The following is a 16,360-nucleotide window of genomic DNA, read 5'->3' on the forward strand; positions in this document are numbered from 1 at the left end:
GCTACTCAGCCCTGCCCGCTGCAGCGGCGGTCGTCTCGACGCGCGCGCCGTCGGCGAGGGTCTCCGGATAGGGCGAGATCACGCGGGCGCCGGGATCGAGCCCCGACAGGATCTCGGTCGCCTCGGTGCCACGGATCCCGGGCCTCACGGCACGACGCTCCGCCACCCCGCCCTCGACCACGAAGAGCCTGTCGCCGTCGAGCGCCACGGACGGCACCAGCAGCGCATCCGCCGATACGCGCACCACGATGTTCACGTCGACGGACATGCCGATCATCAGCGGCGTATCGTCCGGCAGCATCAGTCGCACGCGGTATGTCTTCGCCACCGGATCGCCCTTGGGCGTGATGTTGTCGACGACGGACTCCAGGCTGCGGTCGACGAAAGCATCCGACCGCAGCAACGCGCGCTGGCCCACGGCGACGCGCGGAATGTCCTCCTCGTTCACGTCCGCGATGACCACGCGCGGGATTGGCCGGCCGACCCAGAATAGCGCCTCACCCGGCTCGGCGATCTCGCCGACCTCGCCATCCTCGCGCAGGACGGTCCCGTCCATCGGCGCGCGCAGGACATAGTTCTCCAGCCGCGCCTTCTGGCCGACGATCAACGCCTCGATCTGGGCGAGGTCGCTGCGCGTTCGGTCGAGGTCCTTGGCCGCCGCGATGTTTCGCCCGACCAGTGCGGCGACGCGATCGCGCTCCGCCAGCGCCAGGCGCCGCCGCGCCTCCAGTTCGGCGAGCGTCGCCTCGGCCTCGCGCGTATCGAGGCGCCCGAGCACGGCGCCGCGCGTCACCTCCGCCCCCTCGCAGTCGCATCGCCCGACGATCCGCTCGCGGACGAGCGGCGTCACCTTGGCCCAGTAGCGCGGCTCGACCACGCCGTTCGCATAGACGAGTTCGGCCGCGTCGCCGCGCGTCGGCTGTACGGTCGCGACGGGCACAGGACGGCCGAACCACCACCAGTATGCGCCGGCGGCAGCGGCAGCGACGGCGCAAAGAACCAGCAGCAGCCGAAGATACCTCACGCCTACGCTCCGTCGGCTCGCAGGTCGACCGTCATTGCCGCTCCCTCAACGCCCAGGCCGACAGCAGGACCGACCCCTGGACGTCGGCCCCGAGCGCCGTCGCCCATTCGGCCACCTTGGCGTTGGAATTGTCGGTCAACGTGTAGCTGGCGGGATAGTGCACGAATTCCAGGTCGAACGCCGGATTGTAGACCCTGGTCCCCATGTTCGCAGCGAAGACCGCGTCGAGCTGCGCGACCAGTGCGCGCACCCGGTCCTCGTCAGCTGCGAACCAGAGCGCTTCCTCGACGGGGACGCGCAGCGGCGCCACGGCCGCGGCGGGCATCTCCGCGGGAGCCACGGCCGGAGCAGCGTAGCGGCGCCGGCCGAGCGCGGCCTGGGTCGGCCAGAGCAGGGCGGCACTGCCTTGTCCGACGCCGGTCCGGCCGAGGGCATACCAGTCCCAGTCGCCATAGCTGTAGCGGACGAGCCCCTCTCCTGCCGGCAGTTCCAGCATCAGGCTGGAATGGCGGCCGTGATCGAGGATCGCCGCACGGAGCGGCCGCTCGGGTGCCGGCGGCGGGACGATGACCGCCGTGCAGCCGCCGAGCGCCAGAAGCAGCAGCCCGGCCGCGCCCGGCCTCACCGCTGTGTCGCGAGAAAGTCCAGGAGCAGCCCGTTCACCGCGTCCGGCTGCTCCTGCTGGACCCAGTGGCCGGCGCTGTCGATCAGGTGGACGCCGTCCATCCGGGTGCAGGCCTGGGTGCGCATCTTCTCCAGCGCGCCGGGCGTCTGGTGGATACCCCAGTCGCTGGCGCCGGCGATGAAGCGCGACGGCACATCGATGGTGCGGCCGGCGAACAGCTCCAGTTCGCCGTTGAAGCGGCCGGACGTGCGGCAGCGATACCATTGCAGGCCGCCCTGGAAGCCGACGCGGCCATACTCGCCGCTGTAGACCGCGAGCTCCGTCTCCGTCAGCCAGCGGCAGGCGGCGACATGTTCCGGCGACGGCATCTCCGGCGCCACCGTCTCGGCCATCGTCCGGTCGCGGTCCATGACGTAGTAGGTCGGCAGCTGCGCCAGTTCGCTGGCCGTCCACGCCTTCAGCGGGAACGGCTTGTTGTCCGTCCAGTCGGCGCTCTTCTGGTGGAAATAGGCGCGCAGGAAATCGTGCACGCCCTGCGGCGCCCGCCACATGTCGGCATTCGCGTCGCGGGTCGAATAATACCACTGATAGTGTTTGCGCGGCCGGTCGAGGGCGGCGAGATCGTCGTGGATCGAGGGTCCGGCCGGGCCGGGAGCCGGGCTGTCGGCGGTCCCGAACGGCACGGCCGGCGGCCCCGCGAACGGTGCGCTCATCAGCACCATCGCGCGGAACACGTCGGGCCGCACCAGTGCGCACCAGGCGGCGACGGACGCGCCGAAATCGTGTCCCACGACGGCCGCGGCCGAACGATGGCCGAAGGCCGACAGCACGCCGAGCGCGTCCCGCGCCAGGTTCAGCAGCCGGAACGAGCCGAGATCGCCGTCATAGTTCGCGTCCCAGCCGGTCGTCCGGCCGTAGCCGCGCTGGTCGGGTGCCAGCACGTGGTAGCCGACCGCCGCCAGCGCCGGCATGACCTTGCGCCAGCTGTAGGCGATCTCCGGGAAGCCGTGCAGCAACAGGACGCAGGGACGGCCCGGCGTCTCCCACCCCGCCTCCAGCACGTGCACCCGCAGGCCGTTGATCCCGTCGACGAACCGGCCGCGTACGCCTGCCGGCAGGACGTCGGCCCCGAGGGGCGCCATCTCGTTCATGCGCGTCTCCAGTCCCGCGATTCGTCATGCCGGTGTAGGGCGGCGGGTACGGCGCGAACGTACAATGCCGTATTGAGGCGGGAAACAGGCGGCCTATCGCCTCCGGAGCGCCAGCGACCAAAGGATGACGGTGGCCGGGACGCCGAGGCCGACCCAGGAGAGCAGGTCGTGCCACCCATCCCCGAGCAGGCCCGCGACGAGGCCGACGATGCTGACCAGGGCGATCGCGGTCGGGGCGGCGAAGATCGCCGCCAGGGAATTCCGCGCCCGGCGCGCCGACGCGTTCATTCCGCCGGTTCCGCCACGTTGCCGGCGCTGCCGGCGCGGCCGCCGCTGTCCACTTCCCTGAGGCGCGCATCGATCGACGTCCGCCGCCGGCCGAGCCAGAGATAGAGGCCGCTCCCCAGGATGACGATCGTGACGAGGTCGAGCACCGCCCAGAGGATCTTCATCGGCATGCCGCCATAGTCGCCGAAATGCAGTGGCTGCGAGAGGCGCAGGACGAGCATGTACCACGGCATCGAGGCCATCGCCGTCAGCTCGCCCGTCTGCGAATCGATCAGCGCCGGCGTCAGCAGCTGCTGGGTAGCGGGCGTGGCGCCGCGCAGCCAGACGGCATAGTGGTGGTTGCTGCTGAAGCGCACGCCGGGAAAGGCCACGAACTGTGGCCGCGTGCCGGGGGCGGCGGCCATCGCCGTCCGCACCGCGGCATCGACGGCGTCGAACCGCTCCGACGGCGGCTGCCCGGCATAGGGCGCCACCAGCGCCGTCAGCTGATCGCGCCGCCAGACGTCGACCAGCGGCGTCGACAGGGTGTTCACGACGCCGGTCAGGCCGACGACGCTCGCCCACATCAGCGTGACGATGCCCAGCACGTTGTGCAGGTCGAGCCATTTCAGCCGGCGGCTGCGCGAGGTGCGCACCGTGCCGAAGGCAATCTTGCGCATGAACGGCGCGTAGACGACGACGCCCGACACAATCGCGACGAAGAACAGAAAGCCCATGAAACCGAGGAACAGCTCGCCCGGCAGGCCCATGAACATGTCGACGTGGAGACGCAAGATCACGTGCATGATCCCTTCCTCCACGATGTTGCCGACGATCTCGGCCGTCCGGCGGTCGATCGGCGTGATGTGCATCTGGTCGACCGCGGCCGCCGCCGTCGGCCCCGTGGTGACGTTGACCACGGGGCGGTCGATATCGAAGCTCATGTAGAGCGGCCGCTCACCGGGATAGGCGAGGACCGCGGCGGCGACCATGTCGTCGAGCGACAGCAGTGGCGTGTCCGCCGGCAGGTCGGCAAGCGGCGGCTGCTCGTCGAGCAGCGCGTCGATCTCGTCGTGGAAGATCAGCGGCAGTCCGGTCAGGCACAGCATCAGCAGGAACACGGTGCAGACGAGGCTCGTCCACTTGTGGACGAGGTACCAAGCCTTGATCGCGCGGTTGGTCATGTCGCGAGCCCTGCGGAGACGGCGGGTGCCGCGCCACACCGGAAAGGGGCGGCGCCGGTGCCTCGGAACCTAGAAGTCGACGCCGACGGAGAGCTTCGCCGTAAGCGGCGCCCCCTGCGTCAGGTAGCCGTTGAACGCCGATGCCCAGTAGGCTTCGTTGGTGACGTTGAGGACGTTGGCGCGGATGACGACCGGGTGCTCGTCGACCTGGAGCGTGTAGCGCGCGCCGATGTCGAGCCGGGTCCAGCCGTCGATCTTCTGCGTGTTGGCCGCGTTCGCATACTGGCTGCCCGTATGCAGCACCCGCGCGGAGACGGCGACATCGCGCAGGAACGGCAGATCCCAGTCGGCGCCGACGTTCAGCTGGTATTCCGGCACGCCGACGCCGTCATTGCCGTCGTTCGTCCCGCCCGCCGTCTTCTTCAGCACGGCATCGGTCAGCACCGCGCCGCCGAGCAGGCGGAGCCCGTCGATCGGCTCGCCGAACATCGTGAATTCCAGGCCCCGATGCCGTTGTTCGCCGTCGACGTCGTATTCGAGCGTGGTGGGATCGGTGAAGCCCACCGGCTGCTTGGTCTGGAACAATGCGACCGACAGTGCGAAGCGGCCGAGGTCCCACTTGCCGCCGACTTCGTATTGGACCGACTTGTAGGGGTCGAACATTTCACCCGCATTGATCGCGGTCAGTGGGGCTGTGGGCCCCTGGGTCAGCCCCTCGATTCGGTTCGCATAGAGCGAGATATCCTCGGTCGGCTTTACGACGATGCCGACGACCGGGGAGATCGCCTGCTGGTCGAACGTCTCGGTCTTGCTCCGCGTATTCCGGTCGTAGTTGCGCGCCTCGAGCCACTGCTGCCTCACGCCGAGGGTCAGCATCACCCGGTCGTCGAGGAAACCGAGCGTGTCGGACAGGTAGACGCTGTGCAGATCAACGCGGCTCACCTTCGGCAGGTCGCTGAAATCGCCGCCGCTGAACGTCGTGCCGGGACGCGGAAGCTTCTCCGGGTCGTCGAGGTCGAAGGCCTGACTCGAGCCGAAGGAGAAGGCGTTGCGATTGGTCGTCCGCAGCACCGAGACGCCGGCATCGAAGCGGTGGATCACCGGTCCTGTCACGCCCTCGCCGCGCACCCCCGCCTGACCGCTGAGCGCCAGATCCTCGCGCGGCACCGTCAGCCGCCCGACGGTGCCGTCGCCGTTCCGATCCACCGTCGGATTGGCATAGTCGCCGTCCTCGCGCATGTCGCGGATGCCGAAGGTGGCGTGTCCGGTGACGTTCGGCGCGAAGTCGTACTCGCCCGAGAGTTGTGCGAAGGTGTCGCGCATCTTGGAGAAGGACCAGTCCTGCGCGTAGCCCTCGTCCGCGTCCGGAACGTCGGGCACGCCGGGGCCCGAGAGGTTCACGACGGGGCGGCCATTATCGACGCGCTGGCGCTGATATCCCACGTCGAGCGTCACCCGTGCGTCCTCGCCGCGCCAGTCGAGGCCGAGACCGAGGAGGGTCAGCGCCCGGGTCTCGTCCTCGATGGCGGTTTCGCCGTCGCGATAGGCAGCGTTCACCCGCGCGCCGAACTGATTGTCGGCGCCGAAGCGGCGGCCGATGTCCGCGGCCGCACCAAAGCGCGAATCCTGCGCCCAGCTGCCGGTGAAGCGAGTCAGCGGCGCGTCGCCGGCCCGTTTCGGGACAAGATTGATGCTGCCGCCGATCCCGCCGCCCGACGGGGCGATGCCGTTCAGGAACGCGTTGGCGCCGCGCAGCAGTTCGACGCGCTCGTAGAACTCGGTCGCGATGATCTGGCGCGGCGCGATGCCGTACAGGCCGTTGATCGCGATGTCCTCGCCCGTCACCGGGAAGCCGCGGATGACGAACTGCTCGCCGAAATTGCCGAAGGTGTTGGTCGTCCGCACAGACGGATCGTTCGCCAGGACGTCGGCGATCGTCTCGGCCTGCTGATTGCGGATCAGTTCCTCGGTATAGCCGGTGACCTGGAACGGCACGTCCATCATGTCGCGATTGCCGAGCGCGCCGAGGCGTCCGCCGCGGGACACCTGCCCGCCGGCATAGGCCGGTGGCGTCGTTCCGATCGACGCCGTCGGCGGCGGTCCGGCAACGGCTTCGACCGAAATCGGGGCGAGAACGGCCGTCGCGGGATCCGCGGGTCGATCATCGCCGGCTGTCGGGACACCCCCCGTCTGCGCGTTGGCCGGCACCGCCCCGGCCAGCGTCGCGATCACCGCGCCGGCAGCGGCCGTCGTCCACAGCCGAGCCGAGCCGCCCCGCCGTCCTTCTGTTCGCCCCGTATGGCCACTCGACATTTTCCGATCCGCCCCCAACCGTGCTCGAAAAGTTGTTGCGATGCGATCTCAATCGCAACGCGCGGCCGGAACCTAGAGGATGTGCGAACAACTCGCAATCGCGACGATCGCAGGCAGACGGGCGCAGTCGACCGGCCATTGATCGGCCGCCTTTGGCGTATGATCCTGAAGCGGGACACGCGCGCCGGGCGCACAGCGGGAGCGGCAGATGGACAAGGTGGTCGCCTGCATCGACGGATCCGCCTACTCGCACAGCGTCTGCGACCACGCCGCTTGGGCGGCCGCCAGGTCCGGGGCACCGCTGCAGCTGGTCCATGTGCTGGGGCGGCGCGAGATCTCGACGCTGCCCACGGACTTCAGCGGCAGCCTGGGCGCGGGTGCCCAGGAGATGCTGCTGACGGAGCTCGCCGCCCTCGACGAGCAGAAGGCGAAGCTCGCCCATGCCCGCGCCGGCCTGATCCTGGACGAGGCCAAGGCGCGCATCGCGGCACAGGCCCTGCCGGAGGCAGGGTTCGATCGGCCGTCGGTGACGACGGCGCTGCGCAGCGGCGACATCGTCGAGACCCTGGCGGAGATCGAGGAGCAGGCCAGCCTGCTCGTGATCGGCAAGCGGGGCGAGGCGGCCGACTTCGCCAAGCTGCATCTCGGCTCCAACCTGGAGCGGATTGCCCGTGCGAGCCGACGGCCGATCCTGGTGGCGTCGCGCGCGTTCCACCCGATCCGCCGGTTCCTGATCGCCTTCGACGGCGGGCCGAGTGCGATCAAGGCGGTCGAGTACATCGCCGCCGGGCCGCTCCTGCGCGGCCTGCGCTGTACGATCCTGCTCGCCGGGTCCACCGAGAGCGAGGCGCGGCGGCAACTGGACGCCGCCGCCGCCCGGCTACGCGGGGCAGGCTTCGACGTGGTCGCGGCGGTGGAGCCCGGCTATCCCGAGGAGGTGATCGCGGCGCGCGTCGACGATGGCGGTGCCGACCTGCTGGTCATGGGCGCCTACGGCCATTCGCGCATCCGCCACCTGATCATCGGCAGCACCACGACCGAGATGGTGCGCTCGTGCCGAATCCCCGTCCTGATGTTCCGGTGAAGGACGCCAGCGTGCGTCACATGCCCTCCGCGAAGGCCCTGAGCCGCTCGTGGTCCGGGATGACCATCTCTCCCGACTGAACCTCCATGAGACCTTCGTTCCGCAACTGCGCGAACATGCGCGTGACGTGGACGCGAGAGATCCCCAGAAGGTCGGCCACGATCTCCTGCGTCACCGGCCAGTCCAAGCGGTTGCCCCGGACCATCCCACGCTCGCTCAGCCGGCGGCGGACATCCAGCACCATGGCCGCGATGGCCTGCGCGGCCGACCGCGCGCCGAGGTCGACGATCCGGTTCCCCGCATCGCGCAGCGTCTGCAGCAGCGACCTGACCAACCGCGCCTGAGCCGCCGGGTGCCGCGATAGAATCTCCTGGATCGTGGCGGCGGAATAGCCGCACAGCACGACTGGCGTAATGCTCCGCACCGAGCAGGTGGTCTCGCGCCCCACCAGGAGTTCGAGGTTCACGATGTCGCCCGGCAGGACGAAGTCGAGGATCTGCCGGCGGCCCCCCGGTGCCTGCCGGTAGGCGATGGCCCACCCGGACCGGAGGGTGTAGATCGACGATCCATCGGTGCACGCCGTCGTGATCGTCGACCGCGCGGGCAGGCGCCGGACAACGCCGCGCTGCCGCTCCAGGTCGAGCGTACACCCGTAGAAGGCGATGTCCCGCACCGGACATTCGCCACACCCGAACATCGGTCGCTTCACCGCTTCACGCCTCCCAGACGGGCCGGGCATGGCGAAACGCGCGAACAGGCTCGGCGGCGTCCATCATCCCGCGTCATGGCTACGGCGCCGTGCCGGCCCCAGGAGCACACGCATAGACGATCCCGCGGCCGCGGCCGGTAACATAGATTACTTAATTGCGGCATTTATCTCTCAAGCATTGCGCCCGCCAATATTGAGCGGCGCGCGCCAATGCTGGTAATTTCGGCAAATGATACAGTCGTTGCACAGGGCGAGGGCCGCGCCACAGCGTCGCGGGGAGGGCCGCAGTGCACCCGCAGTCGGAACAACGGCCACGGCCTCCTGCCGCACGCAGACATGGCCCGCCGTCCATAATGGTCGTCCCTAGACAGCGATGAGTTCCGACCGGGCCGAGAGGCCGCTCCCTTCCGGCGGTCGTTCGTCGAACCACGACCCAGACGCAGGCGTCGACACCATCGAGTGTTTTTTTCGGGCGGTGGTCGAGGCCGTGTCGGAAGGCGTGCTCGCCGTAACCCGCGGCGGCGCGATCCGCTATCTCAATCCCGCCGCCGAGGCCATCTTCGACGCCGGAAAGAGCGCCTATCTCGGCCTGCCGATCGAGGTTCTGCTTCCGCCGACCGATCGCCGCCGGCGGCCTGTCTCTGCGGCCGTCGTCCGCTGGCTGCGACGGCGGCGTGCGGCGGATATCGACATCGTCGTCGGCTCCGGGCAACTCGTGCCCGTTGCGGTCAATGCCGTCGATGCCGTGGTCGGCGGCGAGACGCTCCTGGTGTTGACGCTGCGGATCATCACGATCCGGCGGGCCGCGGAGCGGAAGGTGCGGGAGTCGGAGGCCCGGCTCGCGCGGCTTCTCGACATCGCCGACGACGCCATCGTTTCGGCCGACTCCCGGCATAGGATCACGCTGTTCAACAAGGGGGCCGAGCGCATTTTCGGCTTCACGGCGGAAGAGGTGCTGGGCCGTGGACTGGAGATGCTCCTGCCGGTGGAGATCCGGCACGATCACGCGGGATGGATGCAGGCATTCGCCTTCGCGCCGGTGCCTTCCCGCATGATGGGCGAGCGCGCGGAGGTTATCGGACGGCGCAAGGACGGCAGCCACTTTCCTGCCGAGGCGTCGATCTCCCACTTCACCCAGGGCGGGGCCACCACGTTCACCGCCGTCCTGCGGGATATCGGCACGCGCAAGCAGACCGAGGAAAAGCTGCGCGCCGCCACCGCCGAGGCCGAGCGCGCCAACCGCGCCAAGTCCGATTTCCTCGCGGGCATGAGCCACGAACTGCGGACGCCTCTCAATGCGATCATCGGCTTCGCCGACATGATCCGGACGGAGACGATGGGCCCGGTGGCCAACACAATCTACCTGTCCTATGCCACCGACATCCTCACATCGGGCCAGCATCTGCTCGACATGATCAACGACATCCTCGACTTCATGAAGATCGACGCCGGCAAACTCGTCCTGCAGTGGGCTGATCTAGACGTGCGCAGCGAGGTCGAGACATGCCTGCGCATGATGCGTCCCAGCATGGCGAAGGCGGGCTTGCATACGACGGCGTCGTTCGCGCCGGATGTGCATGTGCTCCGGGGCGATGCGAAGCGCTTCAAGCAGATCCTGCTGAACCTCCTCTCCAACGCGGTCAAGTTCACGCCCGCTGGCGGCAGCGTCACCATCGCCGCCGAAATTGGGGAGAACGGAGACCTGCTGCTGACCGTGCGCGACACCGGCATCGGCATCGCCGCCGAGGATCTGGCGACCGTGATGGAGCCGTTCCGCCAGGTGCCGCACGCCCTGGCGCGCGACAAGGAGGGGACTGGGCTCGGGCTGCCGTTGACCAAGCGGCTGGTGGAGATGCACGGCGGCAGCCTCGTCCTGGAGAGCGCCGCGGATGCCGGAACCACGGTCACGCTCCGCTTCCCGGGTATCGAGCGCTGGTCGACGGCGGTCGATCGCAACGCCGGCTGAACCGCCGCGCACGATTCCTCCGGCGGCCGCGCTGGCCGCGCTCCCGCGCCTCGCCTAAAGTGTGGCGCGTGGGTTCGGTCGAGGGGCTGACGGTGGACGAGGACGGCAGGATCTTCATCGGCGGTGCTGAACTCCCGCAATATCTGGATCTGCGCCGCGCGAACCGGCACGGCCTGATCACCGGCGCCACCGGCACCGGCAAGACAGTCACGCTTCAGGTGTTCGCCGAGGGTTTCTCCAACGCCGGCGTGCCGGTGTTCGTGACCGACATCAAGGGCGACCTGTCCGGCATCGCCACCCAGGGCGAGCCGCGCGATTTCCTCGCCGCCCGCGCCGCCGCGATCGGCATGGCGCACTACGCCCACGACCGCTTTCCGGCGGTGCCGCTCGACCTGTTCGGCGACCAGGGACATCCGGTCCGCGCGACGGTCTCGGAGATGGGGCCCCTGCTCCTCGCCCGGCTGATGAACTTGACGGATGCGCAGGAGGGCGCCCTCAACATCGCCTTCCGCATCGCCGACGAACAGGGGATGCTGCTGCTCGACCTGAAGGACCTCCAGGCGATGCTGGCGCACATCGCGGAGAACGCGTCGGTCCTGACCACGCGCTACGGCAATGTGTCGAAGGCGACCGTCGGTGCGATCCAGCGCCGCCTGCTGGTGCTGGAGCAGCAGGGCGGCGACCGGTTCTTCGGCGAGCCCGCCTTCGAGATCGGCGACCTGATGCGCACGACCCGCGACGGACGCGGCTATGTCTCGATCCTGGCCGCCGATCGGCTGATGCAGAGCCCGCGCCTGTACGCCACCTTCCTGCTGTGGCTGCTGTCCGAACTGTTCGAGGCCCTGCCTGAGGTCGGCGACCCGGAGCGGCCGAAGCTGGTCTTCTTCTTCGACGAGGCGCACCTGCTGTTCGACGAGGCGCCGGACGCGCTGGTCGACAAGGTGGAGCAGGTGGTCCGGCTGATCCGCTCCAAGGGCGTCGGCGTCTATTTCGTCACGCAGAACCCGCTCGACGTTCCCGACGCCGTGTCGGCCCAGCTCGGCAACCGCATACAGCACGCCCTGCGCGCCTATACGCCGCGCGAACAGAAGGCCGTGCGTGCCGCGGCGGAAACCTTCCGGCCGAACCCCGCCTTCAAGACGGTGGACGTGATCGGCGCCCTGGAGGTCGGCGAGGCGCTGGTCTCGACGCTCGACGGCAAGGGCGTCCCCTCGATGGTCCAGCGCACGCTGATCCGGCCGCCCGCCGCGCGCCTCGGCCCGCTCTCACCGTCCGAACGGCGCGGCCTGATCGACAACAGTCCACTCGCTGGCCACTACGACACGCCGGTCGACCGCGACTCGGCCTTCGAGATGCTGCAGCAGCGCGCCGCCGCGGCCCTGACCGAGAAACCGCCGGCCGAAGCCGGCGGGATCGGCGATTTCCTGGGCTCGATCTTCGGCACCGGTGCCGGCCGCAGCCGTCCCCTGACCGCCGGCCAGCGCGTCGCGCGCGACGTCACCCGCACCGTGGCGAACCGCATCGCCGGACAGGTCGCCGCGAATGTCGGCCGCAGCATCGCCGGCTCGATGGGCAGTTCGATCGGCCGCGCCCTCGTCCGCGGCGTGCTGGGCAGCATGCTGCGGCGCTGAACGGGATCCATCGAGGGAGGAACGAACCGATGCTTCAGATCCGGCCCAACTGCGAATGCTGCGACACCGATCTGCCGCCGGCATCCGCCGATGCGATGATCTGTTCCTTCGAATGCACCTTCTGCCGGGCATGTGCCGACGAACGCCTCCACGGTCGCTGCCCGAACTGCGGCGGCGGCCTCGTCGCGCGTCCCATCCGGCCGGAGGCGCTTCTCGCCAAATATCCCGCCTCGACCGAGCGGATCCTCAAGCCCGAGAAGTGCGGCGCCGCGTGACCGCACCGGCTACCGCACGCGTCAACGCAGCGGCGCCGGGCAGCTGAGGTCGCCTTCCCGGCAGGAGAGGTAGTAGCCCAGTTCCTTGACCCGCTGGCGCGTCAGGTGCGTCCGGCACTCGGCCACGACCATTCCGTGGGCGCTCCCGCCTTCGACAGACGATGCCGAGAAGGCGCATTCGGCGTCGCGGAACGCGATCCAGGCGCGCTGCGCCGCGACCAGCTTCCGCTCGGCCGAAGCGTCCTCCTTCAGTCGCGCGCGAAGCCGTCCATAGTCGCGGTTGAGCGCCGCGTCGGCCTCGGCGAATGCCTCGCCCACGCAAGCGTTCATCGCGGCCTGCGTCTCGGCATCCCGGCACGCCGATGCGCCGGCAGATACCGGAGCGGCGACCGCGAGAATGGCGGCGAAGACGAGAGAACGCATCTGCTTCTCCGGTTACGGGGCGGCGGCCGCGTACTCGACGCACAGGCGATCGATCAGGTCGGCCGTATCCATGACTTCATCGACCGCCGAGACCGAGTGGCCGGCGCTCCAGATGTCCGTCCAGCGCTTCGGCCGGCCGAAGGCCTGGCCCGCACCGCCGCCGTACAATTCCTTGGCGCGGTCGGCGGCGACCTCCTCGTCCAGCTTAGAAGGGTCGAGGCCCGCGGCGACGATCGACGGCCGCAGCATGCTGGCATCGAGGCCGGTGAAGGCCCTGGTCAGCAGCACGTCGTCCATGCCCGACGCCACCAGCATCGCCTTGTAGGCGGGTGCCGCCATGCTCTCGGTCGTGGCGATAAAGCGCGTGCCCATATAGGCGAGGTCGCAGCCGAGAACCTCGGCCGCACGCAGCGCGCGGCCGTCGCCGACGCCGCCTGCGAGCACGATCGGCCCGTCGAAGATCGCCCGCACCGCGCGCACGAAGGCGAAGGGGTTGGCCCAGCCGGTCTGCCCGCCCGCCCCCGCCGTCAGCAGGATCAGCCCGTCGGCGCCGGCCTCGATCGCCTTCTCGGCATGGCGCAGCGAGGCGATGTCGGCGAAGACGAGGCAGCCGATGTCGTGCAGCGGACCGACGACCGCAGCCGGCGAACCGACGCTGGTGATGACCATCTCGACCCGGTGCCGGACGAGACAGGCGAGATCCTCGGGCAGCCGCGGCTGGCGGATGATCAGGTTGGGGCAGACGGGCGCGGCCGGCCGTTCGGCCTCCGCCAGCCGGCCGCCGATATCCGTCAGCCACGCGTCGAGTTCCTCGACCGTCCGCGCGTTCGCGGTCGGGAAGGCGCCGACGACGCCGCTGCGACAGGCCGCCGCCACCAAGTCGGGGCCGGAAACCCGCAGCATGGGTGCCGAAATCACCGGCAGGCGCAGGCGGCTCGTGATGGACGGCGGCAGCGGGCGGCCACGGCGGGACTCGGGCACGAGCGGCGCTCCAGGGGCAGGTGATGGAGCGCCGCTCCCGTTCAGCGCGGCGCCCAGAGGATGGTTCGGACCTCGCCGAGTTCGCGGGCGAGCTTGGTCCAGGTAGCACCGCCGTCCGTGGACCGGAAGAGCTGGCCCAGATTGCTGGCACAGAACAGGAGCTTGGGGTCGGCCTTGTGCGTCGCGACGCACCACGGCGTACTGTTCAGCTTGCCGGGCAGCCCGACATCGATCCAGGTCTCGGCATGGTCGGTGCTGCGCAGCAGGCGGCCGTCGTCGCCGGGCGGACCGTTGCCGCTGGTCAGGTACATCGTGCCCTCGCCGTCCGCGGCGGTCAGCACCGAGCGGGTATATTGCGACGGCGCGTCGAGCTTGCGGAACGTGAAGGTGGCGCCGTCGTCGGTGCTGACGTGGAAGCCCTTGTTCGTCGCCGCCCACAGGCGCCGGCCGCCTTCGGTCGTGATGCAGATGCCGTGGATGTCCTCGGACACCAGCCCCTCGCCCGCCACCTTGGTCCAGCTGGCGCCGCCGTCGTCGGAGCGGTGGATGCCGTCGATCTCGATGCCGCACCACACCCGGCCGCGCACTTCCGGATCGAACAGGATCTGCGTCACCCGCGGCTTGTGCACGAAGATGCAGGCCTCGGCGAAGGTACCCTTCGCTTCGGACCACGTCCGGCCGCCGTCCGTCGAGCGGAAGATGCCGGCCGGCTGCGTCCCGGCGACGATCAGGTCCGGATCCCAGGGCGCCATGGCGAGCGACCAGATCTGCCGGTCGTCCATCGGCGACGGAATGTGCGTCCAAGCCTTGTCCTTCAGGCGTGCCCGATAGAGGCCGAGGTCGGTGCCGGCCAGCACCTCGCCGGGCCGGTCGGGATGGTCGGCGAGCGACCAGACCCGCGATTCCAGGTAGAGGCCGGATTCGCTGTAGGGCCGGGTCCAGGTCTCGCCGCGATCGTCGCTGAACCAGACCGACATGCCGGCCGTGCCGACGCACACCGTCGCATCCATGGGCTTCCTCCGAAGCGGCGCCGGTTCGCCGGCGCGATTGTTCCGGGATTCTAGGCTCGCTGCCGACCGCTGTCGACGGAGCGACCACCGTCACGGAAGCGTCGCGGCACGGAAAACCGCCGGTCACACGGCGCTGCTAAACGCTGCCGCCATGAACGCACGCTCCCTCGAAGACCGGCCGCGCCGGCGCAACGTGCTGCTGGTCGTGGTCGACCAGTGGCGCGGCGACATCCTGCCCGCCCTCGGCACGAAGGGCCTGCGCACGCCGAACATCGACGCGCTGTGCGCCGAAGCGACGACCTTCCGCAACCACTTCACCCAGGCCGCACCCTGCGGTCCGGCGCGGGCGTCGCTGCTGACCGGCCAGTACCAGATGACGCACCGGGCGGTGCAGAACACGATCCCGCTCGACGCGCGCTTCACCAACCTGGCGCTGGAGCTGCGCAAGGGCGGCTACGACCCGGCCCTGGTCGGCTACACGACGACGACGCCCGACCCGCGCGGTACCACCGCCGACGATCCGCGCTTCTTCACCCTGGGCGACCTGATGGACGGCTTCCGCCCGGTCGGCGCCTTCGAGCCGAACAAGGAAGCCTATTTCGCCTGGGTCGCCAGCCACGGCTACGCGCTGCCCGCGAACCGCGATTCGATCTGGCTGCCCGAAGGCGAGGACGCCGAGAGCGGACCGACCCGGCGCCCGTCGCGCATTCCGGCCGCCCTGTCCGATACGTCCTGGTTCACCGAGCGCGCCATCAACTATCTGCGCGGCTGCGGCGACCGGCCCTGGTTCCTGCATCTGGGCTACTACCGGCCGCACCCACCCTTCATCGCGCCGGCGCCCTACAACGACATGTACGACCCGGCCGACATGCCAGCGCCGGTGCGTGCGGCCACGGCCGAGGCCGAGGCGGCGCAGCACCCGCTGCTCCGCTGGTACATCGAGCATATCGGCCAGGGCAGCTTCTTCCAGGGCGGCAAGGGCCTCGCCCGCGACATGGACGAGGACGCGGTGCGCACCATGCGCGCCACCTATTACGGCCTGATGTCCGAGATCGACGACCAACTCGGCCGCGTCTTCGCCTTCCTGAAGGAGACGGGCCAGTGGGACGACACGCTGATCGTCTTCACCTCCGACCACGGCGAACAGCTCGGCGACCACCACCTGCTCGGCAAGGTGGGCTATTTCGACGAGAGCTTCCGCATCCCGCTGATCGTGCGCGATCCGGACGCCCATGCCGACGCCGGCCGCGGCACGATCGTCGACCGCTTCAGCGAGACGATCGACACGATGCCGACCATCCTCGACTGGCTCGGCATGCCGGTGCCGCGCCAGTGCGCCGGACGGTCCGTCCTGCCCTTCTGCGCCGCCGAACCGCCGGCCGACTGGCGCACGGAAGTGCATTACGAGTTCGACTTCCGCGACGTCTTCTATTCGGAGCCGCAGACGGGGCTCGGGCTGAAGCTCGACCAGGCCGCACTCGCGGTGGTGCAGGACGAGCGGTACAAATACGTGCACTTCGCGGCGCTGCCGCCGCTCTTCTTCGACCTGCGCGACGACCCGCACCAGTTCGTCAACCTGGCTGCCGAGCCGGCCTACGCCGCTCTCGTCCGCGACTATGCCCAGAAGATGCTGTCCTGGCGGCTGGAATATGCCGAGCGGACGCTCACCGGCTACCGCGCCACGCCGCGCGGCCTCGAACAGCGCGCCTAGACTTTA

General features: G+C 69.6%; 15 protein-coding genes. 5 read left to right on the top strand and 10 right to left on the bottom strand.

Annotated features, from left to right (window positions below):
* Window position 1: 1 nt before the first annotated feature.
* The 6 genes from ABIE65_RS16170 to ABIE65_RS16195 all read right to left on the bottom strand — a co-directional run bounded on the left by ABIE65_RS16170 (window position 2) and on the right by ABIE65_RS16195 (window position 6,564).
* The gene (locus ABIE65_RS16170) at window positions 2-1,024 is read right to left on the bottom strand and encodes an efflux RND transporter periplasmic adaptor subunit (protein ID WP_354079047.1); all 1,023 of its coding nucleotides are present in this window, start codon (window positions 1,022-1,024) and stop codon (window positions 2-4) included.
* 31 nt (window positions 1,025-1,055) lie between these two features.
* Window positions 1,056-1,649, bottom strand: coding sequence for a hypothetical protein (locus ABIE65_RS16175; protein WP_354079048.1), 594 nt, complete (start codon window positions 1,647-1,649; stop codon window positions 1,056-1,058).
* Window positions 1,646-2,800 carry an alpha/beta fold hydrolase gene (locus ABIE65_RS16180; protein WP_354079049.1) on the bottom strand — a complete coding sequence of 385 codons (1,155 nt, stop codon included), beginning with the start codon at window positions 2,798-2,800 and terminating at the stop codon, window positions 1,646-1,648. Before ABIE65_RS16180 ends, ABIE65_RS16175 begins: the two co-directional genes overlap by 4 nt.
* Before the next feature lie 93 nt (window positions 2,801-2,893).
* Complete coding sequence (locus ABIE65_RS16185; RefSeq protein WP_354079050.1) at window positions 2,894-3,088, bottom strand: hypothetical protein; 195 nt, start codon at window positions 3,086-3,088, stop codon at window positions 2,894-2,896.
* A complete protein-coding gene (locus ABIE65_RS16190; RefSeq protein WP_354079051.1) occupies window positions 3,085-4,251 on the bottom strand; it encodes a PepSY-associated TM helix domain-containing protein in 1,167 nt (388 codons plus the stop codon). Before ABIE65_RS16190 ends, ABIE65_RS16185 begins: the two co-directional genes overlap by 4 nt.
* A gap of 69 nt (window positions 4,252-4,320) precedes the next feature.
* A complete protein-coding gene (locus ABIE65_RS16195) occupies window positions 4,321-6,564 on the bottom strand; it encodes a TonB-dependent receptor (RefSeq protein WP_354079052.1) in 2,244 nt (747 codons plus the stop codon).
* Between the two features lie 208 nt (window positions 6,565-6,772).
* Here ABIE65_RS16195 and ABIE65_RS16200 point away from each other — a divergent pair, with 208 nt between their 5' ends.
* Window positions 6,773-7,648: a universal stress protein gene (locus ABIE65_RS16200; RefSeq protein WP_354079053.1), complete on the top strand. Its 876-nt coding sequence runs from the start codon at window positions 6,773-6,775 to the stop codon at window positions 7,646-7,648.
* A 16-nt stretch (window positions 7,649-7,664) separates the two neighbouring features.
* On the opposite strand, the gene ABIE65_RS16205 is transcribed toward ABIE65_RS16200, so the two are convergent.
* Entirely contained in the window at window positions 7,665-8,357 is a 693-nt protein-coding gene (locus tag ABIE65_RS16205; RefSeq protein ID WP_354079054.1) for a Crp/Fnr family transcriptional regulator, read from the bottom strand.
* Window positions 8,358-8,730: 373 nt separating this feature from the next.
* On the opposite strand from ABIE65_RS16205, the gene ABIE65_RS16210 reads away from it, so the two are divergent.
* From ABIE65_RS16210 to ABIE65_RS16220, 3 genes are all read left to right on the top strand, one after another.
* Window positions 8,731-10,323 carry a PAS domain-containing sensor histidine kinase gene (locus ABIE65_RS16210; protein ID WP_354079056.1) on the top strand — a complete coding sequence of 531 codons (1,593 nt, stop codon included), beginning with the start codon at window positions 8,731-8,733 and terminating at the stop codon, window positions 10,321-10,323.
* A gap of 68 nt (window positions 10,324-10,391) precedes the next feature.
* Complete coding sequence (locus ABIE65_RS16215) at window positions 10,392-11,954, top strand: helicase HerA-like domain-containing protein (RefSeq protein WP_354079057.1); 1,563 nt, start codon at window positions 10,392-10,394, stop codon at window positions 11,952-11,954.
* 29 nt (window positions 11,955-11,983) lie between these two features.
* A complete protein-coding gene (locus tag ABIE65_RS16220; RefSeq protein WP_354079058.1) occupies window positions 11,984-12,229 on the top strand; it encodes a DUF1272 domain-containing protein in 246 nt (81 codons plus the stop codon).
* 21 nt (window positions 12,230-12,250) lie between these two features.
* Here the strand turns inward: ABIE65_RS16220 and ABIE65_RS16225 are convergent, their stop codons facing one another.
* From ABIE65_RS16225 to ABIE65_RS16235, 3 genes are read right to left on the bottom strand one after another with little or no spacing between them, the layout of a single operon-like run.
* Window positions 12,251-12,652: a lysozyme inhibitor LprI family protein gene (locus ABIE65_RS16225; protein WP_354079059.1), complete on the bottom strand. Its 402-nt coding sequence runs from the start codon at window positions 12,650-12,652 to the stop codon at window positions 12,251-12,253.
* A gap of 12 nt (window positions 12,653-12,664) precedes the next feature.
* A complete protein-coding gene (locus tag ABIE65_RS16230; protein ID WP_354079060.1) occupies window positions 12,665-13,633 on the bottom strand; it encodes an NAD(P)H-dependent flavin oxidoreductase in 969 nt (322 codons plus the stop codon).
* A gap of 41 nt (window positions 13,634-13,674) precedes the next feature.
* The gene (locus ABIE65_RS16235) at window positions 13,675-14,643 is read right to left on the bottom strand and encodes a WD40/YVTN/BNR-like repeat-containing protein (protein ID WP_354079061.1); all 969 of its coding nucleotides are present in this window, start codon (window positions 14,641-14,643) and stop codon (window positions 13,675-13,677) included.
* 151 nt (window positions 14,644-14,794) lie between these two features.
* Between ABIE65_RS16235 and pehA the strand changes: the two genes are divergently transcribed.
* Entirely contained in the window at window positions 14,795-16,354 is a 1,560-nt protein-coding gene (gene pehA, locus ABIE65_RS16240) for a phosphoric/sulfuric ester hydrolase PehA (RefSeq protein WP_354079062.1), read from the top strand.
* The last annotated feature ends 6 nt before the right edge of the window (window positions 16,355-16,360 follow it).

The sequence above is a fragment of the Constrictibacter sp. MBR-5 genome (genome assembly GCF_040549485.1).
Classification (GTDB): domain Bacteria; phylum Pseudomonadota; class Alphaproteobacteria; order JAJUGE01; family JAJUGE01; genus Constrictibacter.

What these genes read in the sequence shown, in the direction of transcription:
- ABIE65_RS16190 (WP_354079051.1), bottom strand. Translation starts at nt 4,251, where the DNA reads ATGACCAACCGCGCGATCAAGGCTTGGTACCTCGTCCACAAGTGGACG.
- pehA (WP_354079062.1), top strand. Translation starts at nt 14,795, where the DNA reads ATGAACGCACGCTCCCTCGAAGACCGGCCGCGCCGGCGCAACGTGCTG.
- ABIE65_RS16200 (WP_354079053.1), top strand. Translation starts at nt 6,773, where the DNA reads ATGGACAAGGTGGTCGCCTGCATCGACGGATCCGCCTACTCGCACAGC.
- ABIE65_RS16220 (WP_354079058.1), top strand. Translation starts at nt 11,984, where the DNA reads ATGCTTCAGATCCGGCCCAACTGCGAATGCTGCGACACCGATCTGCCG.
- ABIE65_RS16195 (WP_354079052.1), bottom strand. Translation starts at nt 6,564, where the DNA reads ATGTCGAGTGGCCATACGGGGCGAACAGAAGGACGGCGGGGCGGCTCG.
- ABIE65_RS16185 (WP_354079050.1), bottom strand. Translation starts at nt 3,088, where the DNA reads ATGAACGCGTCGGCGCGCCGGGCGCGGAATTCCCTGGCGGCGATCTTC.
- ABIE65_RS16225 (WP_354079059.1), bottom strand. Translation starts at nt 12,652, where the DNA reads ATGCGTTCTCTCGTCTTCGCCGCCATTCTCGCGGTCGCCGCTCCGGTA.
- ABIE65_RS16210 (WP_354079056.1), top strand. Translation starts at nt 8,731, where the DNA reads ATGAGTTCCGACCGGGCCGAGAGGCCGCTCCCTTCCGGCGGTCGTTCG.
- ABIE65_RS16235 (WP_354079061.1), bottom strand. Translation starts at nt 14,643, where the DNA reads ATGGATGCGACGGTGTGCGTCGGCACGGCCGGCATGTCGGTCTGGTTC.
- ABIE65_RS16180 (WP_354079049.1), bottom strand. Translation starts at nt 2,800, where the DNA reads ATGAACGAGATGGCGCCCCTCGGGGCCGACGTCCTGCCGGCAGGCGTA.